This window comes from Collimonas sp. OK412 (genome assembly GCF_900112135.1).
Lineage (GTDB): Bacteria > Pseudomonadota > Gammaproteobacteria > Burkholderiales > Burkholderiaceae_D > Collimonas > Collimonas rhizosphaerae.
Map to the genome: position 1 here is coordinate 1 of NZ_FOLC01000029.1, position 22759 is coordinate 22759.

Genomic DNA, 22759 nt, shown 5'->3' on the forward strand with positions numbered 1-22759 from the left:
ATGCAAATCGAACAGACCTTTCGCGACTTGAAGAATCCCCAGTGGGGGATGGGAATGCGCGACAGCCAGACGCGCAAGCGCCACCGCCTTGCCATCTTATTGCTCATCGCTGCGCTTGCAACCTACGCGCTTTGGCTCATTGGGCTAACCGCCTTGGGCCAAGGCTACCGGCTCGCTTATGGCAGTGCCAAAAAATCCGCCTCCACTCTATCAATCCTGTCACTCGCCCGTCACTGGCTGGCGGATCGGAACGCATTACAGTTTCGATACTGTCTATACAACCAAGCCGAAAACGAACTAATGGATAGAGTGAAAACTTATGAGATTTGAGGGGAAGGGTCAGACTCTGACCCCATTTGACGTTCTACGGCGCGCGGATTTGATCTACCAGCTTCGTTGCGCGCGGGTCTGGCGGCGGCGTCAGCAGGCTGACCACGACCAGCGCCAGCAAGCCGGCCGGCACGCCGAAGATGCCGGCCGCCATCGGCGCGATGTGGAACCACTGGCCGGCGGCCGAACCGCCCAGCGCCGGATAGGTGTGCAGCATGTAGTAGATGCACGTGCCGAAGCCAACCACGATGGCGGCGATCGCGCCTTGCTGGTTGCCGCGTTTCCAGAACACCCCCAATGCCAGCACCGGGAACAGGGTCGAAGCCGCCAGTGAAAATGCGGCGCCGACCATCGACAGGATATCGCCCGGCTTCAGCGAAGCGGTATAGGCCGCCAGCAGCGCCACCACCAGCAACAGCAGCTTGGACACCGTGACGCGCTTGGCGGTGGAAGCGTGCGGGTCGATCATCTTGTAATAGACATCGTGCGACAAGGCGTTGGAAATCGTCAGCAGCAAGCCGTCCGCGGTCGACAATGCCGCCGCCAGCCCGCCGGCCGCCACCAGCCCGGACACAAAATAGGGCAGGCCGGCGATCTCCGGCGTCGCCAGCATGATCATGTCGCCGTCCAGGGTGATCTCCGACAATTGCACCAGGCCGTCATGGTTGAAATCGGTAATGCTGACCAGCGGATTGCTCTTGTCGATATTGGCCCAGTACGAGACCCATTCCGGCAGGTGCGCATAATCGGAGCCGACCAGCGAGGTGTAGATATAGTATTTCACCAGCACCGCCAGCGCCGGCACGGTGAGATAGATCAGCAAGATGAAAAACAGCGTCCAGAACACCGACTTGCGCGATTCCTGCACCGACGGCGTGGTGTAGTAGCGCATCAGGATATGGGGCAGGGATGCGGTGCCCATCATCAGGCAAAACACCAGGGCCAGGAAATTGTTGCGCCTGATATCGGATGCTTCGCGGGTGGCGCCGGGAAACGGCGTTGCCTGCGGCACCGGCGGTTCGGCGCGCGCCAGGTTGCTGGCCTTGTCCTGCTGCCATTTGCGTTCGGCTTCCTCGGGCGTTTTAGGATAGCTGTTCAAGGCGCGGTTGGCGGCGCGGATCTCGATCAGGGAACTGTTGTTGCGTTTCAGCAGTTCCAGGTGCTGCTGCGCTTCGATCCGTCCCCGTTCCCAGGATTTCGGCAGGTCGCGCAGGCGCGCGTCGTAGTCGTCCGCATTGGCCTTGAAGATCGCCCGCACTTCGATTTCTTTCGGATCGACGTCGAGCTTTTTCTCGATGCTGCTGATCTGCGCCAGCACCGAGCCGTAGGAAACCTGCGCCACCGGGCTGTGCGTATGTTCCATCGACAGCCAGACCACCGGGATCAGGTAGGCAAACAGGATGATGATGTATTGCGCTACCTGGGTCCAGGTGATCGCCCGCATGCCGCCCAGGAACGAGCAGACCAGGATGCTGGCCAGGCCGAGGAAAATGCCGACCGAAAAATCGACGCCGGTAAAACGCGAGGTGATCAAGCCGACGCCGTAGATTTGCGCCACCACGTAAATGAAGGAAATCACCACCGTGGCGGCCACCGCCAGTATCCGCACCGGATTGCTGCTGGTGCGGCCGCGGTAGCGCGCCGCCAGGAAATCGGGGATCGTGTACTGGCCGAACTTGCGCAGATACGGTGCGATCAGCAAGGCTACCAGGCAATAGCCGCCGGTCCAGCCGATGATATAAGCCAGGCCGTCGAAACCTTGCAGGTAGAGGCCGCCGGCCAGGCTGATGAACGTGGCGGCGGAAATCCAGTCGGCGGCGGTCGCCATGCCGTTGAACAGTCCAGGCACCCGCCGCCCCGCCACGTAATATTCGGAGACGTCCGAAGTGCGGCTCATGATGCCGATGCCGGCGTACAGGACGATGGTGGCGAACATGAACAGGTAGCCGATCCAGGTGCGCGGCAACCCTTCTTTTTCGAGTATCGCCAGCACCACCAGCAACAGGACGAAGCCGCCGGTGTACCAGGCGTAATAGCGGACCAGGCGCCGGAAAAAAGAGCTGTCCTTCATTGCTGCTCGCGGTCCGGCTGGCGGCGGTCTATTTTTCGCATTTGCCAGGTGTACACCGCGACAATCAGCAGGTAGGCCAGGGCCAGTCCTTGCGCCGCCATGTAAAACGACAGCGGCCAGCCGAACCAGCGCATGCCGGACAATTCGCGTGCAAAGAAGATGACGCCGAAGGTCAGCACAAACCAGACCAGCAGCAGGCCCAGCGTCAGCCGCCTGGTGCTTTGCCAATGGCTGGGGGGAGAATGTGGACGGGTTTTCGGCATGCGCATGTCTGGTCCGGTAACTGGTTATGGTCGGTAATGGAAGTCGGAATTGATATCGAGCGCGGGTTTTTCCAGCAAGCGGAATGCGACGCGGAACAGGCTGCCCGGCAGTTCCGGTTCGCTGCTGCGCGGATTATAGGAAATCGTCACCTGGGCGTCATGCTGCTGCGCGATCTCGCGCACGATCGCCAGCCCCAGGCCGCTGCCGCCGCGGCCGCTGTCGAGGATGCGGTAAAAGCGCTGGAACACGTGGTCGCGTTCGGCCGGCGGGATGCCCGGGCCGGTATCTTCGACTTCCAGGATTGCCAATCCTGCCGCGGCGTCATCGCGCACGCGGACGGTAACCCGGCCTTCGACCGGCGTGTAATGCAATGCATTGTCGATCAGGTTGCCCAGCAGTTCGCGCAGCATGAGCGGATTGCACAATACCGGCAGCGGCCGATCGGCCTGTTCGAAGCCGAAATCGATGCGCTGGCTGAACGAGGCTTCGACCCAGTCCTGCACCACGGCGCGCGCGAATTCGGACAGGTCGGCTTCGACAAACGGCGCGCTTTCCTGCGACTGGTTTTCCGCCCGCGCCAGCGACAGCAGCTGGTTGACCAGCCGGGTCGCCGATTCCGAACTCTTCGCCAGCTGTTCCAGCGAGCGATGGATGTCATGCTGGCTGGTCTGCCGCAACGCCAGTTCGGATTGCATGCGCATGCCGGCCAGCGGCGTTTTCATCTGGTGCGCGGCGTCGGCGATGAAACGCTTCTGGGTCTGGATCGACAACGACAAGCGCGACAGCATGTCGTTGAGCGAGCGCACCAGCGGCGAGATTTCTTCCGGCACCTGGCCGGAATCGATGGGGCTCAGGTCGTCCGGGCGCCGGGCCCGGATCCGCTGCTGCAGTTCAGACAGGGGCGAGAGGCCGCGCGACAGGGCAAACCAGATCAGCGCCAGTGCAATCGGCAGGATCAGGAATTGCGGCAAGATCACGCCCTTGATGATTTCATTGGCCAGCCGGGCGCGTTTTTCCAGCGTTTCCCCGACTTGCACCAGCGCTACCCGCGGCCGCTCCTGCTTGTCGGCGGCGCGGCCGGCGTCGATCGCGCTGCGCAGGTCGACGTAGGTATAGGCAATCCGCACATCGCTGCCATGCAGGGAGCTGTCCCAGAACTTCACCTTGCCTGGATGCGCGGGTTCGTCTTCCGCGGCCGGCACGTGCATGTCGCGGTCGCCGTCGATATATTCGCCGTGCGGGCCGGTGATCAGGTAATACACATTGTCGACATCGTCGGCGCGCAGGAAATCGCGGGAGGGGGTGGTCAGGCGCGTGATGACCTTGCCGTTGACTTCGCTCACCTGCTGCGACAGGACCGTGACGCTGTCGTCCAGCGCCTGGTCAAAGGGCTGGTTGGCGATCGACTTCGCTACGACATAAGTGATCGCGATACTGATCGGCCACAGCAGCAGCAGCGGCACCAGCATCCAGTCCAGGATTTCGCCGAACAGTGAGCGCTGCACGCGTTCTTCGGTTTGGGTGGCTGGGGTGGCCGGGCTTGGCTGCGCAGCCAGGGATTGAGCGTCGCGCATGGGAGGCAAGCGTCAGCGGCGGCTGGACGTATCGACTGGAGAGAGCGGGGCTGGAGGGGGCGCGGAAATCGCGGAGCCGGCTTGCGGTTCGCTGATTTTTTCCAGGCAATAACCGAGGCCGCGCACCGTCGCAATCCGTACGCCGCCGACTTCGATTTTCTTGCGCAGGCGATGTACATACACTTCGATGGCGTTGTTGCTGACTTCTTCACCCCATTCGCACAGGTGGTCGACCAACTGTTCCTTGGAGACCAGGCGGCCGGTGCGTTGCAGCAACACTTCCAGCAGGCCCAGTTCGCGCGCCGACAAATCCAGCATCTGCTCATTGATATAGGCGATCCGTCCGACCTGGTCGTAGCTCAGCGGGCCGTGCTTGATGACAGTAGGGCCGCCGCCGGCGCCGCGCCGGGTCAGGGCGCGCACCCGCGCTTCCAGTTCGGACAGTTCAAACGGCTTGGCCATGTAGTCGTCGGCGCCCAGGTCCAGGCCCTTGACCCGCTGCTCCAGGGAATCGGCGGCGGTCAGGATCAGCACCGGCAGCCGCGAATTCCTGGCGCGCAGGCGGCGCAGCACTTCCAGGCCGGTCATCTTGGGCAGGCCCAGGTCCAGGATCAGCAGGTCGAAATCCTGGGTCGACAAGGCCGAATCGGCTTCCACGCCGTTCATCACGCAGTCGGTGGCATAACCCGACTGGCGCAGCGAGCGCGTCAGTCCATCGGCTAGGACACTGTCGTCTTCGGCAAGCAGGATGCGCATGATGGGGATGTTTTCCGTACGGTGGATGGAAGGTGCTGCTTGTAGTCTATGGCGTTTCATTCTTCCCAGCAAGGTCGACGTGACATTGCTGCGGTTTGGTATAATCAACGCCACCCAACCTGGCCGAGACCTGCTTTCCTACTTCGATGCAACGCTTACTGATTCTATTGCTGATGTTTCTGCTGCCTATGCAAGTTTTTGCAGGCATGTACGAATCCCAGGCAAATGCAGCAGCGGTAGCGTCGTTGGCAGTCCAGCAGGATGCCTTGCAAGATGCGCCTGCCTGCACGGCTGGCGGCGATTGCGATCCAGAAGATGTCGCGGTCGACGACATCGAGATGCATGTCGATCTCGGCGATGAAACAGTCCCTGCTTTTCCCCTTGTATTTGCCGCCGCGGCTATGGTTTCGACGCCTGCGCTGAGCAACGACAAGGCGCTCCAGCCTCCGTTCCTGCCCCCGGCCGGACCTCCGCCCAGGGCTTAAGCGCCTTTAAGCCGCCCTTGCGATTGCATCTGGCGGCCGGCGCCTTCCTGTCTGCCGGGTTATCGCCCGGCGATTCCAGCCATCCATGACGTTGACCGGCAGGCCGTGCGCCTCTGGCGCCTTGCCTTAATTCCGGGCCGGTCCAACGCCATGGCATGGCTGCGAAGTCTTAAAACTTAGCGGTCCGTATGGCCGTGATGGCATCAAATCTCAGGAGAAAGTATGAAGAAATTATTCGTGGCGCTGATCGTCGTCGCAATGACGTTGTCAGCCGGCATGTCAACCGTTGAAGCCAAGCGCATGGGCGGCGGCGGATCTTTCGGCAAAAAATCGCAAAGCATGAATCGCCAGGCCGCGCCGGCGCAGAACCAGGCCGGCAACGCCGCCAAGCCGGCCGCAGCCGCGGCTGCGCCGGCCGCCGCTGCCGCCGCCAAACCTAGCATGTGGAAAGGCATGCTGGGCGGCGCGCTGCTAGGCCTGGGCCTGGGGGCCTTGCTGTCGAGCATGGGCCTGGGCGGCGCCATGGCGGGCATGATCAGCAATATCATCATGATCGCCTTGTTCGCATTCGCCGCCATGTTCATCTACAAGCTGGTGCGCCGCAAGATGGGCAATGGCGCAGCCGGCGGCAACGGCATGCGTCCAGCGTACGCTGCTGCCGCGCCTTCCAGCTTCACGCCGGAAATCGCTTCGCGCCTCGACCAGCCGATGCAGCGCACAGTGTTTGACGCTGCGCCTGCAGCGGCGGCGACGGGCGCCGGCGCCATGGGCGCTGCTGCCTGGGGCGTGCCGGCCGATTTCGATAGCGCCGGTTTCCTGCGTCATTCCAAGACGTATTTCCTGCGCCTGCAAGCCGCATGGGACAAGGCTGACAGCAACGATATCCGTGAATTCACCACGCCGGAGATGTTTGCCGAGCTGCGCATGCAATTGCAGGAACGCGGCGCATCGGACAACCATACCGACGTCGTGACGCTGGATGCCGAACTGCTGGGAATCGAGACGACCGACGCCGAATACCTGGCCAGCGTGAAATTCACCGGCATGATCAAGGAAGACGATGCAGCTTTCGCCGCGCCGTTTTCGGAGGTCTGGAACCTGTCCAAGCCGACCGCGGGACAGGGCGGCTGGATACTGGCGGGGATTGAGCAGGTCGAGCAAAAGGCCTGAAACTAGCTTTCGCTGCAACTTGAGGGCCGCCGGCGAGAAATTGCCGGCGGCTTTTTCTTTTTGCGCGCGCCAGTAGTGGCACAATATGGGGTTTTCAGGATACCGCTAAAGGAATTTCAATGAGTTTGCCAACGAGTTTGCCGACGACGGCCCCGGGTTCTGCCGTGATTCTGACCGGCGACCGTCCGACCGGCCCTTTGCACCTGGGCCATTTTGTCGGCAGCTTGCGTAACCGCATCGCCTATCAGCACACTTACCGCCAATTCATCATGCTGGCGGATGCCCAGGCGCTGACCGACAATATGGACGACACCGGCAAGGTGCACCGCAATGTGGTCGAAGTCGCGCTGGACTACCTGGCGGTCGGCATCGATCCGGCCTTGTCGACGATCCTGATCCAGTCGCAGATTCCGGAGCTGGCGGAGCTGACTTTCTATTACCTGAACCTGGTGACGGTGGCGCGGCTGGAGCGCAATCCCACGGTCAAGGAAGAAATCCGCCTGCGCGGGTTCGAGCGCGATATCCCGGCGGGATTCCTGACTTATCCGGCCAGCCAGGCGGCTGACATCACGGCGTTCAAGGCTGCGCTGGTGCCGGTGGGGGAAGACCAGATTCCGATGATCGAACAAACCAACGAGATCGTGCGGCGTTTCAATCGTACCGCGGGGCGCGAGGTGCTGGTGGAAGCGAAGGCCCTGGTGCCGGAGATCGGGCGTTTGCCTGGCATCGACGGCAAGGCCAAGATGAGCAAGTCGCTGGGCAATACCATCAACCTGGGCGCCACCGCCGACGAGATTCGCGCTGCGGTCAAGCAGGTGTATACCGATCCTCTGCACTTGCGGGTGCAGGATCCTGGCCACCTGGAAGGCAACGTCGCGTTCCTGTACCTGGATGCTTTCGATCCTGACCAGGCTGGTTTGGCCGAGATGAAGGCGCACTACGTGCGTGGCGGCTTGGGTGACAGCCTGGTCAAGGCGCGCCTGGAAGCTTGCCTGCAGGACTTGTTGGCGCCGATCCGCGCGCGTCGCGAAGAACTGGCCAAGGACAAAGGCCATGTCATGCAAATCCTGAAGGACGGCACCGCCAAGGCGCGCGAAGTAGCGGCGAAAACCGCCGACGAAGTCAAGGCAGCCCTAGGCCTAACCTACTTCTGAAGCAGTTAATTAGGGTCAGAGTTTTTTTTCGCGTTTTTTGCGAAAATTACTCTGACCCTAATTAACGGACCACGGAGTGCGTGCGGTGGCATTCTATGGACGGTTAGCGCGTAATTAAAGCGATTACTACTCCGTGGAGGCTAGCCGGGGGTAGCCCGGCAGCTAGTCACTTTTCTTGCTTCGCCAAGAAAAGTAACCAAAAGAAGGCGACCGCAAAGCCGTTGCCCTCCCTTCGGTCGGGTCCCCAAATGAGCCAGCAGTCAGCCGGGTGGGAAGACAAACTCGCTTCGCTCAAACATGTCTTCCCACAATTCCCGGCTGACCGCTGTCTCATTTGGCAACGTCCCAATGCGGAATTCAAAAACAACCCCAACGTCAAAAGCAACCGCAAATTCAAAAGCAACCGCAAATTCAAAAGCAACCGCAAATTCAAAAGCAACCGCAACCCCTCGCTGCTAGCAACAGGCCGGTCCCGCATCAATCACCAGTTCACTACCCGTGACAAAACGGCTTGCATCCGATGCCAGATACAAGATCGCTGCAGCCACATCGGCAGCCGAACCTTGGCCCGTCAGCATCTGCAGCTCCGCGCGGTCTGCCAGCATCTGGGTCAGGTCGTTTTGCTTGCGCCTGGCGGCGGCCAGCGCGGGCGGCCGTATTACGCCCGGATGGATGGAGTTGACGCGGATGTTCTGCATCGCGTAGCGCATTGCATTCATGTTGCCCATCCGCAGCGCCGTTTTCGCTGCGTGGTCGGCGGCTTCCTGCTGTGCGCCGTCCATGGCGCGCAGCGCCAGCACGTTGACGATGGAGCCGCCGCCTGCGCGTTCCATCGCGGGCGCCACGTGTTTGCTGCACAGGATGCTGCCGTTGACGTTAGCCTGCATGGACCGGTCATCGGCATCGACGCCGGCGCTGTTGACCAGGATATCGATGCGGCCGAAGTGCGCCTCGACCGCCGCCATCACCCGTTGCACCGCGTCGTTGTCGCTGACGTCGACTTGCCAGAACCGGACCTTGTCTTTTTTACCGTCGAGCAGCCTGGCAATGATGCGTCCTTCCTGCTCTCGGTCATCTAGAATCGCCAAATGTGCACCAGCGGCCGACAGCGCGCAGGCGATATGCAAAGCGATGCCGCGCGCCGCGCCGGTGACCAGGGCGACCTTGTTTTCGAGGGAAAAATAGGCGGTGAGTGGATTCATGTAGCCAGAATCGTTGTCGGTTTTGACAGGGCAATTAAAGCATTCTTTAGTGCACATTGCAACCATGCTTTAAATGATTGAAAGTATTCTTTACCGATGGTGAATAATTACGGGGCGCGACTCGCAGAAGCTTTGCACATAGCCCAAAAAGACAGGCAAGAACTGGCGGACGGCATCGGCGTCAGCGTGCAGGCGATCGGGCAGGTGATTGCCGGCAAGACCAAGGCGCTCACGGCGGAAAATTCGGCGCTCGCCGCAAAATTCCTGGGCGTCGACATATTCTGGCTCGCCACCGGGGTGGGCAGCCCGAAGATCGTGGCCCAGGCTTCCGGCCAGTGGCCGTTCAGCATCAGCGTGGATTCCTTCCTGGCCATACCGGAGGAGGAGCAGAACCGCATCGGTGAATACATCGAATTCTGCGTCAAGAAGTGGCAAACGACGCATCCGGCAAAAAGAAGCTGAATCAAGGTCCCCACCTCGCCCCGGGATCAATCTGCCCGGGGAAACAATAACTCCAGCACGCCACGCAGCCAGCGGTTGGCCGGATCGAGTTCGGCATTCTCGTGCCAGTACAGATACACATCCAGCGGCGGCGTAGGCAGCGGCAGCGGATGGATCTTGTTCGGCAGGTTGATGTTGGCAATGTGGGCGTAGTGTTGCGGCATGGTGGTCAGCAGGTCGGACGTGCTGACCACCTGGCAGGCGGCGTAATAGTGCTGGCAGCGCAACCCGACGTGGCGCTGGCGTCCGATGCGCGCCAGCTCGACATCCTCGACGCCGGGGCCGGTGCGGCGCGAGGACACCAGGATGTGGGTTTGCGCCAGGTAGGTTTCCAGGTCCAGCCCCTCGTTCAGCGCCGGATGATCCTGGCGCGCCACCACCACCAGCGTATCGCGCGACAGCGAAGCGCTGCGGATTTCTCCGGGGCGCTGCAACAGGACGTCGACCGCAATGTCCAGCGTGCCGGCCGCCAGTTCCGATTCCAGCTGCCGCCGTTCCACCCGCACCGAATTGATCTCCACCAGGGGCGCCTGGGTCTGCAGCAGCTGCATCAGCGGCGGCAGCAGCCGCGCCTCCAGCACGCCCGGCAGGCCCAGGTTGAAGCTGCGCCGGCTGGTGGCGGGATCGAACTGGTTGCCGTGCTTGACGCTGACTTCCAGCGTTTGCAGCGCCTGCCGCACCGGGCCGATCAGCGAACGCGTCATCGGCGTCGGCAGCATCTTGCTGCCTTGGCGGATAAACAAGGGATCGCCCAGCAGCTCGCGCAAACGCGCCAGGGCGTGGCTGACGGCCGGCTGGGTCAGGCTGAGCGCCTTTGCCGCACGGGTGATATTACCTTCCGCGTAGATGGTGTCGAGCACCACGAACAGGTTCAGGTCGATCCGGCTAATATGCATGAGATTAATTATTCTCTATATAAATCATTCATTTGATGAATTATAGCGGTTGCGGCAAACTCCTTGGAACGATTACACAGTTGAGGAATGCCATGGATTTCGCCTACTCCCCCCGAGCCCGCCAATATATGGAACGGCTCAATGCATTCATGAACGAGCACGTGCTGCCGGCCGAAGCCGAATATTTCAGCCAGCTCAAGCGCGGCCCGCTGCCGTGGAATGTGCCGCCGGTGATGCTGGCCTTGAAAGCCAAGGCCAGGGAGGCCGGTCTATGGAACCTGTTCCTGCCGGACGAAGAGTTTGGCGCGGGACTGAGCAATACCGATTACGCGCCGCTGGCGGAAATCATGGGCCGTTCGTTCATCGCGCCGGAAGTCTTCAACTGCAACGCGCCCGATACCGGCAACATGGAAGTGCTGGCCAAGTACGGTTCGCCGGCGCAGCAGGAGCAATGGCTCAAGCCGCTGCTGGCTGGCGACTGCCGCTCGGCGTTCTGCATGACCGAACCGGACGTTGCCTCCAGCGACGCCACCAACATGCGCGCCACCGCGATTGTCGAGGGCGGCGAAGTGCTGCTCAACGGCCGCAAATGGTGGAGCACCGGCATCGGCCATCCCAACTGCAGGTTCGTGATCTTCATGGGCCTGACCTACCCGGACGGCCCCAAGCATGCGCGCCATTCGATGGTGATCGTGCCGATGGCGACGGCCGGTGTGAAGATCGAACGCATGCTGCCTGTATTTGGCGCCCTGGATGAACCTTACGGCCATGGCGAGGTCAGTTTCACCAATGTGCGCGTGCCGCTGGCCAACATCATCGCCGGGCCGGGGCGCGGTTTTGAAATCGCCCAGGGCCGTCTGGGGCCGGGCCGGATCCATCACTGCATGCGGGCGCTGGGCGCGGCCGAAGTGGCGCTGGAAATGCTGTGCAAACGGGCTTTGACGCGCAACGCTTTCGGCAAGCCGCTGGCCGATCTCGGCGGCAATGCCGACATCATCGCCAATGCCCGCATGGCGATCGAACAATCGCGGTTGCTTACCCTGAAAGCGGCATGGATGATGGATACGGTCGGCGCCAAGGCAGCGATGAGCGAAATCTCGCAAATCAAGGTAGTGGCGCCCAGCGTGGCGCAGCTGGTGATCGACCAGGCGATCCAGATCCACGGCGGCGCCGGCGTCTGCGACGACTTGCCGCTGACGGCCCTGTTTGCCTACGCCCGGGTGCTGCGCCTGGCGGACGGGCCCGACGAAGTGCACCGCGCCCTGATCGCCAAGCTGGAACTGAAAGCCCAGGCCGCCAAGGCAGCTGCGCAAGGAGAGCCGGCATGACGCTGATCGACCAGGCCGGCGCAGTGCGCAGCGGCGAGGAACTGGATGCGGCAAAGATCGCCGCCTTCCTGAAAAGTGTCGACGGCAGCCTGCAAGGCACGCCAGCCGTGAGCCAGTTCCCGGGCGGCGCCTCGAACCTGACTTACCTGCTGACTTATCGGCTGAGTGGCGCCGACCGCGAACTGATCCTGCGCCGGCCGCCGTTCGGCGCCAAGGCCAAGTCGGCGCACGACATGCTGCGCGAAGCCAATATCATGGCCGAACTGAAACCCGTCTACCCATACGTGCCAAAGGTGTTTGCGACCTGCCAGGACCGGGCGGTGATGGACAGCGATTTTTATGTGATGGAACGGCTGCGCGGCATCATCCTGCGCGACAAGCTGCCTGCGGGCCTGGTGCTGAGCGAAGCCGGTACGCGCCAGCTGTGCCTGAATGTCATCGATAAGATAATCGCTTTGCACCAGGTCGACTACCAGGCCGCCGGCCTGGCGCACCTGGGCAAGGGCGAGGGCTACGTGCAGCGCCAGATCAGCGGCTGGAGCGAGCGTTACCGCAAGGCGCGCACCGACGACGCCGTCGATTTCGAAGCGGTGATGCGCTGGCTCAACGACAAGATGCCGGCCGCCGACGTTGCTACCTGCCTGATCCACAACGACTTCCGCTTCGACAACGTAGTGCTCGATCCTGATGATCCGCTGCATGTAATCGGCGTCCTGGATTGGGAAATGGCGACCCTCGGCGATCCGCTGATGGATCTCGGCAATACCCTGGCCTACTGGGTGCAGGCCGACGACGAGCCGCAGTTCAAGCAGATGCGGCGTCAGCCGACGCACCTGCCGGGCATGCTGACACGCAAGGAAGTGATCGCCTATTACGGTGAAAAAACCGGCTACCGTACCGACCATTTCGATTTCTACGAAATCTACGGTCTGTTCCGCCTGGCTGTGATCGTGCAGCAAATCTACTATCGATTCCATCACGGGCAAACCAAGAATCCGCAATTTGCCTTCTTTGTCCACGTTACCAATTACCTGGAGCAGCGATGCAAGAACCTGATTGCGCAATCGAGCATATGACCGAGAACACGTCATTGGAGTGCGCTTAAGATGGGCTCTATCTATCTGGTGCGCCATGGCCAGGCCAGTTTCGGCGCCGCCGACTACGACCAATTGTCGGAACTGGGTTTGCGGCAGTCCGCCTTGTTAGGAAAGTGGCTGGCCCAGACCGGCCAGGAAATTCCCTTGCTGGTGACCGGCAGCCACCGCCGGCAGCTGCAGAGCAGCGCGGCCTGCCTGGCGGCCATGTCGCCGGACGCTGCGCGGCCGGAGCTGCAAGTGCTGGAAGATCCGGGATTCGATGAGTTCGATCACAAACAAATATTGTTGCGCTTCATGCCGCGCTTTGCCGACAGCCTGTTTTCCGCCTACCTGGAGCAGCAAGAGCATCCCGAACGCGCCTTCCAGAGGGTGTTCGTGAACGCGGTGGCGCGCTGGATCAGCGGCGAACATGACGCCGAATACAGCGAACCGTGGCCGGTGTTCAAGGAGCGCTGCAACGCCGCCCTGGCCCGTCTCCTGGCGCAGCTCGGCAAGGGGCAGACGGCCTGGGTGTTTACATCCGGCGGCCCGATCAGCGTGATTTGCCAGCAGCTGCTGGCGATCCCGGACCGGCAGATTTTCGATTTGAACTGGTCGCTGGTCAATACCGGCGTGACCAAGCTGTTGTACCGCTCGGGGCGAGACGGCCCGGGGCGCGTCAGCCTGAGCTACCTGAATAATTTTTCGCATCTGGTAGCTGCGCGCGAGCCGGCCTTAGTGAGTTACAGATAAAGGAGACAATATGAGCAGCACAACCATTTTTGACTTGAAGGACAAGATTGCTCTGGTGACCGGCGCCAGCCGCGGCATCGGCGAGGCCATCGCCAAGCTCCTGGCGCAGCAGGGCGCGCATGTGATCGTGTCCAGCCGCAAGGCGGAGGCATGCGAGAAAGTCGTGGCGGAAATCAAGGCGGCGGGCGGCTCGGCCGAAACCATCGCTTGCCACATCGGTGAAATGGCGCAGATCGAAACGCTGTTCCAGGCCATCGCCGGCAAACATGGGCGGCTCGATATCCTGGTGAACAACGCCGCCGCCAATCCGCATTTCGGACCGATCACCGAGACCGACGTGGGCGCTTTCCAGAAAACCGTCGACGTCAATATCCGCGGCTATTTTTTCATGTCGTCCTACGGCGCCAAGCTGATGGCGCAGAACGGCGGCGGCGCGATCGTCAATGTCGCCTCGGTCAACGGCGTCACGCCAGGCGTGTTCCAGGGCATCTATTCGATTACCAAGTCGGCAGTGATTTCGATGACCAAGTCGTTCGCCAAGGAGTGCGCCGCCGGCGGCGTGCGCGTCAATGCCTTGTTGCCGGGTTTCACCGAAACCAAGTTTGCCGCCGCCCTGATCGACAACCCGGCGATCCTGAAACAGGCGCTGCAGCATATCCCGATGAACCGCGTCGCCCAGCCGGCGGAGATGGCGGGCGCCGTGCTGTACCTGGTGTCGCCCGCGGCCAGCTACACCACCGGGGTCTGCCTGAATGTCGACGGCGGCTATCTGCTCAACTGATACGGAAGCGACAGGAAACCATATGAAGAATCTGCAAGGCAAGGTCGCCGTCATTACCGGCGCTGCGGAAGGCATAGGCAAAGGGATCGCGGCGCGGGTCGCGGCCGAGGGAATGAAACTGGTGCTGGCCGATATCAACGCCGCCAAGCTGGAAACAACGGTGGCCGGCTTCAAAGCCATGGGTGTCGAAGTGATAGGCGTGCCTACCGACGTCGCCAGGGAAGAACAGATAAATGCCCTGGCGGACCAGGCATTCGCCAGGTTCGGCAACGTGCATTTGCTGGTGAATAACGCCGGCGTCGCGGTAGCCAAGCCGGCCTGGGAAACCACCCAGAAGGATTGGGACTGGGTCATGGGCGTCAATTTTTATGGCGTCAGCCATGCCTTGCGCGCCTTTATTCCACGCATGCTGAAGAACGGCGAGGACGGCCATATCGTCAACACGGCTTCCATGGCCGGTCTGACTTCACAGCCAAGCCTGGCCAGCTATAACGCCAGCAAACATGCCGTGGTGACGCTGTCGGAGGGTTTGCATCACGACTTGACGCTGCGCCAGTCAAGCATCAAGGTTTCGGTGCTGTGTCCGGGCTGGGTCAAGACCGGCATCGGGCATTCAGAACGCAACCGCGAAAACGGCGGCGACAGCGGTTCGACCGATGCGGTGGCGGCCAAGGTCGGCATGTCGGTATTGAACGCGGTGGAGAACGGGATTGCGGTGACGCAGGTGGCTGATGATGTGTTTGATGCGATCGCTGCGGGGCGCTTTTATATCCTGACGCATCCAGAGATGAAGCAGGCGATCCAGGTGCGCATGGAAGATATCTTGCAGCAGCGGGCGCCGACTTTGCTGAAGATCTGACGGCAAGGCAGGGCGGGCTGGGCCGCCCTGCAATACTGCTTAGTCGCTTAGTTGATGTCGAACTTGACGCCTTGCGCCAGCGGCAAGGTACGGCTGTAGTTGATCGTGTTGGTGGCGCGGCGCATGTAGGTTTTCCACGAATCAGAACCGGATTCGCGGCCGCCGCCGGTTTCCTTTTCGCCGCCGAAAGCGCCGCCGATTTCCGCTCCGCTGGTGCCGATGTTGACATTGGCCAGGCCGCAGTCGCTGCCGCTGGCAGACATGAAGGCTTCCGCTTCACGCACGTCGTTGGTGAAGATGGCCGACGACAGGCCCTGCGGCACGGCGTTGTTGAGACGCACCGCATCCTCGAAATCATCGTAAGGCAGCACATACAAGATAGGCGCGAAGGTTTCGTGATGCACGATGTCGCTTTGCCGCGGCATGCGCACCAGCGCCGGACGGACATAGAATGCGTTGCCGTTGTCGCCGACCTGGACCCGCTCGCCGCCGGTCACCACGCCGCCTTCGGCCTTGGCTTGCACCAGCGCGCTTTGCATGGCTTCGAAAGAGTGCTGGTCAACCAGGGGACCGACCAGCGTATCGGCTGCCAGCGGATCGCCGACCTTGACGCTGGCGTAGATGCGTTCGATGCGGTCGACCACATCCTGGTAAATGCTGCTATGGACAAACAGCCGGCGCAAGCTGGTGCAGCGCTGGCCGGCGGTGCCGACGGCGGAAAAGGTAATGGCGCGCAGCGCCAGGCTGAGATCGGCGGTAGGGGTGACGATCATGCCGTTGTTGCCGCCCAGTTCCAGCAGGCTGCGGCCCAGGCGCTCGGCGACCGTGGTGGCGACCTTGCGGCCCATGCGCACGCTGCCGGTGGCGCTGACCAGCGGCACCAGCGGCGAAGCGGACAGTGCGGCGCCGATTTCAGCGCGGCCCAGCAGCACCTGGCACAGGTCGGCTGGCAGCAGGTCCGGACGCTGTTGCGAAAAGCGTGCTGCGGCTTTCTCGAACAAGGCATGCACGGCGAGCGCAACCACTGGCGTTTTTTCCGACGGCTTCCAGATCACGGCATTGCCGCAGACCAGCGCCAGCGCCGCATTCCAGGCCCATACCGCAACCGGGAAATTGAACGCGGTGATGACGCCGCAGACGCCCAGCGGATGCCAGGTTTCCATCATGCGGTGGCCTGGACGCTCGGAAGCGATGGTCAGGCCGTACAGCTGGCGCGACAGGCCGACCGCGAAATCGCAGATGTCGATCATTTCCTGCACTTCGCCTATGCCTTCGGACAGGATCTTGCCGGACTCCAGCGTCACCAGCTTGCCCAGCGGTTCGCGGTGTTCGCGCAATACTTCGCCCAGGATGCGCACCAGCTCGCCGCGCACCGGCGCCGGCACCACGCGCCATTTTTCGTAGGCTTGGTGGGCGTTCTTGATGGCGCTTTCCGCTTCCGCCGCGGTGTGCGCGCGCAGCGAGGCAATCGCTGCGCCGTCGCGCGGTGAGCGCGAATGGAGGTCGTCGCCGGCATGCGCGGAAAAATCGAAGCCGAGTTCAGCGAAGATGGTGGAGATTTGCGTCATTGGAAGGCCTTTGTTCCGAAGTCAATCTGGTCGCCCTGGAATGGGCGAGGGGTAGCATCGAGTATAAGGAATAAACTGAGATTTCTTAAAATCAAAAAAGATCAGAACATCATTACCTTTGATCATGCTGGTGCAGTGCTTCGCAAGTAATGAAACTTCATAAACGGCGTCTTTTCGCGCCATGCGTCGTTGCAAATCCTCGCGATAGTCTCGCTATCGCCCCGGTTTGCGCCTAGCCTGGCACGAAACCCCACCATTTCTGAAGCTCCATTACTTGCGAACCACTGCACCGGGCGCTGTTCAGGCTTCCGTCAATTCGCCCAGTATCCATTCCTGGAATTTGATCACGGCCGCCTTGCTGGCGTTTTTTTCGGGATAGGTCAGGTAATAGGATTGCGGGCTTTTGACGGCGAACGGGAAAGGCACGTGCAGCTGGCCGAGGGCGATTTCGGTTTCCACCAGGAATTTCGGCATCAACGCCACGCCGAGGCCGGCGGCGGCGGCCTGGATCACCATCGACAGTTGTTCGAAGCGCGGACCTGAGAGGGCGTCCGGGCAAGCCACGCCGACATGGTTGAACCAGTCGTGCCAGGCTTGCGGCCGGGTGGTGTGTTGCAACAACGTCATTTCCGGCAGGTCTTCGATGCGCTTGATTTTCCGGCTCAGTTCCAGGCTGCACACCGGCAGCACTTCCTCGCCCATCAGCCGCACCATGACCGCGCCCGGCCAGTTCGGCTCGCCGAAGTGGATCGCCGCATCGACCGCGCGGCTGTTGAAATCGAAAGGCAGCACTTCGGTGCTCAGGTTGAGGATCACATCGGGGTGGGCGGCGGTGAACTTGGCCAGGCGCGGAATCAGCCACTTGACGCCGAAAGTCGGCAATGTTGCCAGATTGAGCACGCCGCCGGAATTCTTGTGCGCCATCACCTGGAAGGTCGCCATCTCGATTTCCTTGAGGATGGCGGCGACCTGGACCGCATATTCGGCGCCGGCCGCGGTCAGTATCAGGCGGCGATTGATGCGCTCGAACAGTTTTACGCCCAGGTAATCCTCCAGGATGGCGGCCTGGCGGCTGACCGCGCCCTGGGTCATGTGCAGTTCGTTGGCGGCTTTGGTGAAAGACAGGTGGCGTGCGGCCGTATCGAACGCGATCAGGCAGGACGTGGAAGGGATGAATCTGCGCATTTTTCTTGGTGCCGAGTAGGTATGTGCTGCCGTGCTTGCTGCCGAGCAGGCACTATACCAAACGCGGCGGCGCTTTTCAGCATTACCTGCAACGCCGATGCCGGCCTGGCTGCGCGGGGAGTCAGGCATGAGTGTTATGGCGCCGGACCAAAGCGCGTTACTCCCAGCAACCGGGCCGGGTCGAATACGGTTTGCATCCTGGCTGCCAGCGCCTGCGATTCGGCAGCCGTGTAGCGTTCGTAAAACTGCTGGTTGAACGGTCCTACGCCATGCTCGGCGCTGAAGCTGCCGCGGTACTTGTGCATCGCCAGGTCGTAGATTTCCTGGCGCAGGGCGTCGATGCGCTGCGGCGGAAAGTCGTCCGCCAGCTGCTGCGGCAGCACCAGGTTGAAATGCAGGCCGCCGTCGCCCCAATGGCCGAAGTCGAATACCCGGATCCCTGGATAGCGGTGTTCCAGCAGCGCGATGGCTTCATCCCGGAAGGCGCCCAATTTTGAACGCGGCACGGCGATGTCGAAGGCGATTACCTTGCCTTCCTGGCGCACGCTGTCGGTGATGGCGTGGCGCATGCGCCACAGCACTTCGGGTTTGTCGATCACGGCATCCAGGATCAGGTCGCCGAAGCAGGCTTCCAGCCAGGCGCAGAATATTTTCTCCAGGTCAAAGTCGGCGCTGCGCGGCCGCGCGCTGCTCAGTTCGATCAGGAAAGCGTAGGGCGGCAGCGGCTCGAACGGCGCCTGGATGGCGGGGATATGCTGCAGCACGGACTGCATGGCGTTGTGCGAGATGCCCTCGAATGCGCTCAGGAAATCCGAGAAATTGCGTTCGGCGTCGCGCAGCAGCAAGGCAGCGGCCTGCAGCGAGGCGGGCACTACCAGGGCGGTGGCGCATTGCTGCGGCAGCGGATGCACTTGCAGCACCGCTTGCGTGATGATGCCGTAGGCGCCGCCGCTGCCGATGAAGTTCTGTTTCCAGTCAGGGCCGGTATTGTTTTTCCTGAGGCGGTTGGTCAGGTCAAGGCGCTGGCCGGGCGGATCGATCAGCAGCGCTTCCAGCCCTAGCACGTTGTGCCGCACGTCGCCGTAGCGGATCAGGCGCGCGCCGCCGGTGTTGGCGGCCAGCATGCCGCCCAGGGAAGGGTCGGCGGCAAGGTCGATCGGGAAGCAGAGCTCGTGCTGCCTGAGCACCTGGTTCAGGTCCGACAGGCGGGTGCCGGCATAAGCCTGCACCACGCGGTCGACCGGATCGATGTCGATCACGCCCTTGATGCGCTCCATGCTGAGCACCACGTCCAGGCCGGAGCGATCAGGCGATGACGCTCCCACCAGGCCGGTATTCGCGCCTTGGGCGACGATGCGGATTTTTTCGCTGGCGCACAGGCGCATCAGCTCGGCCGCTTCTTCGACGTTGGCCGGACGTGCGATGCACAGGCTGCGGCCGTCGCCGTAACGCGCGCCCTTTTCGTAGGGCTGGCGCTGGTCGGCGGCGACCAGGCAGCCTTGCGGCCCCAACAGGTCGCTGATCCGTTGCTGGAGCAGGTTTGAATCGCTCATGTCGGTTTTCAGCAGGATGCGGCATCGGCCGAGGCGGTCATTTTGAAGATGCCCTGGGCGTTGCCGCTGTCAAAAGTCAGGTCCAGCTTTTCGCTCTGGGTTTCTGCATCGAGGTAGCGGTCGCGTGAAATGAATTCGTAAAACGATCCCGGCACTTTCATCTCGACCATGGCGCCATTCTCGTCGCGCATCAGGCGCGTGACGGTGCTGGCGCGGAAAGCGGTCTGCCGCACCCGGCCGTTTCTGGACACTTCGATCTTTTCCTTGATGGCGCGGCCTAGCGCGCGCTGCGCATCGGCGACTTGCTCCACATTGGCGACGCGGTCGGTGGCGTGGTTGAAGGCGTTGCCTTCAGTCGAAATCCAGGCCATTTCGGCCGATTCCGCCAGCAAGACCTGGTATTCGGCGACGCTGGGCAGCGCATGCTGGCGGTCGAAGCAGGCGACCAGCACCGGCAGCAAGGCCAGGGCATCGGCGAGCGGCAAGGCCTTGTCGTTGCCGAGCTGCTGCAACAACTGTGCCGAGTGCGCGTCGACAGGATCTTGCGAGGTCGACAAGACTTTATTGACGGTAGCCTGGAATTCGCTGGAAAAATGGTGCGGATGCAGTTCGCTCAGGAAGAACTGGGCGATTTCTTCGGCATCGTCTTCGTGCGCGTAAGCGCGGCCGGTCATGCTGATCCGTTGCAGGGGGTAGATGCCGTTCACCTGGTAGCCCAGCGGCCGCAGGATACGGGTGAACGCCGCTTCGCCGGCCGGCAGGGTGCCGGTGCTGATACCCAGCACGGTACGCAAAGCGCCGTGGTCGAAGCGGATCTTGTTACCCGCGCGCACCGAGTCCTGCACATAATCGTTCCCTTGCGGGACGGCTTTCAACAGTTTCTCGAACAGCAGCATGTTCAGCGCCTGCGCTATTTCGATGCGGGAAACCGTATCGGCGGGCGGCCGCAGCGTGCTGGCCGGGATTTGCAGCAAGTCGGATAACTGGTTGGCATGCTCGGCGCCCAGCAGCGACGTCAGCATATATTGCAGATTAGTGGGCAGGTTGGTGGAGGACATGCGCGCTCTTTATCGGGGGAGGATAGGCGCAGTGTAAATTTGATTTGAGGCGGGATAAAACGATTAATACTGATGCATCAATGCTTTTTTCTCATGACCAGGCGAAAAAAAAACGGGTGCGAAGCACCCGTTTTCGGATCAAACCGGTAATTTTAGTAACCGATAGCAGCACCGGCAGGGCGGCGGGTATCGTTGGCGCCGTAATACAGGCCCGGACGGACAACGCCCGATACGCCTGCATCGTTGCCCGAACTGGCGCCGGCGACGCCGGCTGCGCCCGGCAGGCCGATCATGATCAGCTCAGCCGCGCCCCAAGGGGTTTGCTCCTTCATCTTGTAGCCCATGCCGTCCAGGATTTTCAGGGTGTCCGGCGACAGGCCGCGGGTTTCGTAGTAGACCTCGTCCGGCAGCCATTGATGATGGATGCGCGGCGCATCGACCGCTTCTTGCGGCGCCATGCCGTAGTCGATCACGTTCAAGGCCGTTTCCAGGGTGATGGTGATGATCCGCGAACCGCCGGGCGAGCCAAGCACCATGTAGGTCTTGCCATCCTTGGTGACCAGGGTCGGCGCCATCGACGACAGCGGACGCTTGCCTGGCGCGATCGAGTTGGTGGCGCCTTGCACCAGGCCGAACAGGTTTTGCACGCCGGCCTTGACGGTGAAATCGTCCATTTCATCGTTGAGGAAGAAGCCGGTGCCCGGCGCGATCACCACGGCGCCGAAGCGGCCGTTGATGGTGTAGGTGGTGGACACCGCATTGCCGTCCTTGTCGACGATCGAATAGTGCGTGGTTTCAGGCTTTTCATGCGGCGCCATGCCCGGCTGTACTTCCACCGATGGCGTGGCTTTGTCGGCCGCGATTTTCGCGCGGATGGATGCTGCATATTCCTTGCTCAGCAAACGGTCGAGCGGATTCTTGACGAAGGCCGGGTCGCCGAGGAAGGTATTGCGGTCCATGTAGGAATGGCGCATCGCTTCGGTCATGTAATGCACCGCCGAGGCCGAATGGAAACCCAGCGCCTTCATGTCGTAACCCTCGAGAATGTTGAGGATCTGGCACATGGTGGCGCCGCCCGAGCTGGGCGGCGGCGCGGAGACGAACACGTAGCCGCGGTAAGTGCACGACAGCGGGGCGCTTTCGCTGATCTTGTAGCCGGCAAAGTCGGCCGCGGTGATGATGCCGCCGCCAGTCTTGGATGCGCGTTCCACGGCTGCCGGGATCGCGCCTTTATAGAAAGCGTCGGGACCGTTGCGCGAGATCGCTTCCAGCGTCTTGGCCAGGTCCTTTTGCACCAGGCGGTCGCCCGGCTGCAACGGCGTGCCGTCGCGGCGCAGGAACAGGCGCGCGGCTTCCGGGTCTTTCTTGAACTGGGCGATGGTGGTGTCGAGGATGTCGGTATCGCCGCGGTTCAGGATATAACCGTCGCGCGCCAGCTTGATCGCCGGCTGCATTACCTGGGCGCGGGTCAGCTTGCCGTATTGGCGTTGCGCGGTGTCGAGGCCGAGCACGGTGCCCGGCACGCCTGCCGCCAGGTAGCCGAACAGGCTGGCGTTGGTGATCGCCTTGCCGTTGGCGTCCAGGTACATATTGGCGCTGGCCGCGGCCGGCGCGGTTTCACGGAAGTTGATGAAGGTATCGCGGCCGTCGGCCAGGTGGATGGTCATGAAGCCGCCGCCGCCGATATTGCCGCAGCAAGGGTTGACCACCGCTTGCGCATAACCGACCGCTACCGCCGCATCGATCGCATTGCCGCCCATCTTCAGGATATCGACGCCGACCTGCGAAGCCAGGTGCTGGGACGTCACCACCATGCCGTTCTTCGCTTCGACCGCAGGCGCGGAGGCTGCCTGCACCGAGCCAAGCAGGCCCAGCAGCAGCGCCGAGGCCGCCAACGGTTTCATCCAATATGTAATACGCATACCTTCTCCCTGTTATTAGTGGGCAAGCCGCTTGCCCTTACCTCGAAATATGACGCATTGTCCGGCGGCGGAGCGGCTGCCGGCACGGAAATGCGCGTCACGATTATTGCATCCTCTTGCGTATCCGGCATGCTTTTTACTTTTCCGGATGACGATATGCGCAATAAGCATAAAATGCGCCCGATGCATCCGGGCCGTCACAGCAAAATTTGCGATAAGTTCGCACCTAAAGCGTGATTCCAGCCGATGAATTTTGGGCGGTGTGCATCCCTG

The 22759-nt window shown here is 61.8% G+C and carries 20 protein-coding genes and 1 pseudogene; 10 read left to right on the forward strand and 11 right to left on the reverse strand.

All coding sequences use genetic code 11. From position 1 onward, the window contains the following. Nucleotides 1-330 (forward strand): annotated as a pseudogene (locus BM062_RS26280) (hypothetical protein); the annotation flags it as partial. A 34-nt stretch (nt 331-364) separates the two neighbouring features. Here BM062_RS26280 and BM062_RS21475 read toward each other — a convergent pair. The 4 genes from BM062_RS21475 to BM062_RS21490 are packed head-to-tail and all read right to left on the reverse strand — an operon-like array spanning nt 365 to nt 4995. Then, nucleotides 365-2401 (reverse strand): sodium:solute symporter family protein, encoded by a 2037-nt coding sequence (locus BM062_RS21475; RefSeq protein WP_092400663.1) that lies wholly within the window; start codon nt 2399-2401, stop codon nt 365-367. Next, complete coding sequence (locus tag BM062_RS21480) at nt 2398-2670, reverse strand: DUF4212 domain-containing protein (RefSeq protein WP_371326619.1); 273 nt, start codon at nt 2668-2670, stop codon at nt 2398-2400. Before BM062_RS21480 ends, BM062_RS21475 begins: the two co-directional genes overlap by 4 nt. Nucleotides 2671-2688: 18 nt before the next feature. Beyond that, nucleotides 2689-4239 (reverse strand): sensor histidine kinase, encoded by a 1551-nt coding sequence (locus BM062_RS21485; RefSeq protein ID WP_092400665.1) that lies wholly within the window; start codon nt 4237-4239, stop codon nt 2689-2691. 12 nt (nt 4240-4251) lie between these two features. Beyond that, on the reverse strand, nt 4252-4995 hold the full coding sequence (locus tag BM062_RS21490; protein ID WP_092400667.1) for a response regulator transcription factor: 744 nt from the start codon (nt 4993-4995) through the stop codon (nt 4252-4254). A 188-nt stretch (nt 4996-5183) separates the two neighbouring features. Between BM062_RS21490 and BM062_RS21495 the strand changes: the two genes are divergently transcribed. From BM062_RS21495 to trpS, 3 genes are all read left to right on the forward strand, one after another. Further along, nucleotides 5184-5480 carry a hypothetical protein gene (locus BM062_RS21495; protein ID WP_139220157.1) on the forward strand — a complete coding sequence of 99 codons (297 nt, stop codon included), beginning with the start codon at nt 5184-5186 and terminating at the stop codon, nt 5478-5480. A gap of 222 nt (nt 5481-5702) precedes the next feature. Beyond that, on the forward strand, nt 5703-6650 hold the full coding sequence (locus BM062_RS21500) for a Tim44 domain-containing protein (protein ID WP_092400671.1): 948 nt from the start codon (nt 5703-5705) through the stop codon (nt 6648-6650). Nucleotides 6651-6769: 119 nt separating this feature from the next. Then, nucleotides 6770-7804: a tryptophan--tRNA ligase gene (trpS, locus tag BM062_RS21505; RefSeq protein WP_092400673.1), complete on the forward strand. Its 1035-nt coding sequence runs from the start codon at nt 6770-6772 to the stop codon at nt 7802-7804. Between the two features lie 455 nt (nt 7805-8259). Here trpS and BM062_RS21515 read toward each other — a convergent pair whose 3' ends face one another. Beyond that, a complete protein-coding gene (locus tag BM062_RS21515) occupies nt 8260-9006 on the reverse strand; it encodes an SDR family NAD(P)-dependent oxidoreductase (protein WP_175501121.1) in 747 nt (248 codons plus the stop codon). Nucleotides 9007-9138: 132 nt separating this feature from the next. Between BM062_RS21515 and BM062_RS21520 the strand changes: the two genes are divergently transcribed. After that, nucleotides 9139-9468 (forward strand): helix-turn-helix domain-containing protein, encoded by a 330-nt coding sequence (locus tag BM062_RS21520; RefSeq protein ID WP_175501122.1) that lies wholly within the window; start codon nt 9139-9141, stop codon nt 9466-9468. Nucleotides 9469-9494: 26 nt separating this feature from the next. Here BM062_RS21520 and BM062_RS21525 read toward each other — a convergent pair whose 3' ends face one another. Continuing rightward, entirely contained in the window at nt 9495-10403 is a 909-nt protein-coding gene (locus tag BM062_RS21525) for a LysR family transcriptional regulator (RefSeq protein ID WP_092400680.1), read from the reverse strand. A gap of 92 nt (nt 10404-10495) precedes the next feature. Between BM062_RS21525 and BM062_RS21530 the strand changes: the two genes are divergently transcribed. From BM062_RS21530 to BM062_RS21550, 5 genes are read left to right on the forward strand one after another with little or no spacing between them, the layout of a single operon-like run. Further along, nucleotides 10496-11731, forward strand: coding sequence for an acyl-CoA dehydrogenase family protein (locus BM062_RS21530; protein ID WP_092400682.1), 1236 nt, complete (start codon nt 10496-10498; stop codon nt 11729-11731). After that, nucleotides 11728-12807 (forward strand): phosphotransferase family protein, encoded by a 1080-nt coding sequence (locus BM062_RS21535; RefSeq protein WP_092400684.1) that lies wholly within the window; start codon nt 11728-11730, stop codon nt 12805-12807. Before BM062_RS21530 ends, BM062_RS21535 begins: the two co-directional genes overlap by 4 nt. A 30-nt stretch (nt 12808-12837) precedes the next feature. Then, the gene (locus BM062_RS21540; RefSeq protein WP_092400686.1) at nt 12838-13560 is read left to right on the forward strand and encodes a histidine phosphatase family protein; all 723 of its coding nucleotides are present in this window, start codon (nt 12838-12840) and stop codon (nt 13558-13560) included. Between the two features lie 10 nt (nt 13561-13570). After that, nucleotides 13571-14341 carry an SDR family oxidoreductase gene (locus BM062_RS21545; RefSeq protein WP_092400688.1) on the forward strand — a complete coding sequence of 257 codons (771 nt, stop codon included), beginning with the start codon at nt 13571-13573 and terminating at the stop codon, nt 14339-14341. A 22-nt stretch (nt 14342-14363) separates the two neighbouring features. Further along, complete coding sequence (locus BM062_RS21550) at nt 14364-15200, forward strand: SDR family NAD(P)-dependent oxidoreductase (protein WP_092400690.1); 837 nt, start codon at nt 14364-14366, stop codon at nt 15198-15200. A 47-nt stretch (nt 15201-15247) separates the two neighbouring features. Here the strand turns inward: BM062_RS21550 and BM062_RS21555 are convergent, their stop codons facing one another. The 5 genes from BM062_RS21555 to ggt form a co-directional block, all read right to left on the reverse strand. After that, nucleotides 15248-16768, reverse strand: a complete 1521-nt coding sequence (locus tag BM062_RS21555) for an L-piperidine-6-carboxylate dehydrogenase (RefSeq protein WP_092400693.1) — start codon at nt 16766-16768, stop codon at nt 15248-15250. A gap of 300 nt (nt 16769-17068) precedes the next feature. Next, the gene (gcvA, locus tag BM062_RS21560; RefSeq protein WP_092400696.1) at nt 17069-17953 is read right to left on the reverse strand and encodes a transcriptional regulator GcvA; all 885 of its coding nucleotides are present in this window, start codon (nt 17951-17953) and stop codon (nt 17069-17071) included. A 134-nt stretch (nt 17954-18087) separates the two neighbouring features. Then, complete coding sequence (locus BM062_RS21565; RefSeq protein WP_092400698.1) at nt 18088-19506, reverse strand: FAD-binding oxidoreductase; 1419 nt, start codon at nt 19504-19506, stop codon at nt 18088-18090. An 8-nt stretch (nt 19507-19514) separates the two neighbouring features. Next, complete coding sequence (locus BM062_RS21570) at nt 19515-20549, reverse strand: DUF1338 domain-containing protein (protein ID WP_371326620.1); 1035 nt, start codon at nt 20547-20549, stop codon at nt 19515-19517. Nucleotides 20550-20716: 167 nt separating this feature from the next. Next, nucleotides 20717-22468, reverse strand: a complete 1752-nt coding sequence (gene ggt, locus BM062_RS21575; protein WP_217647632.1) for a gamma-glutamyltransferase — start codon at nt 22466-22468, stop codon at nt 20717-20719. Between the last annotated feature and the right edge of the window lie 291 nt (nt 22469-22759).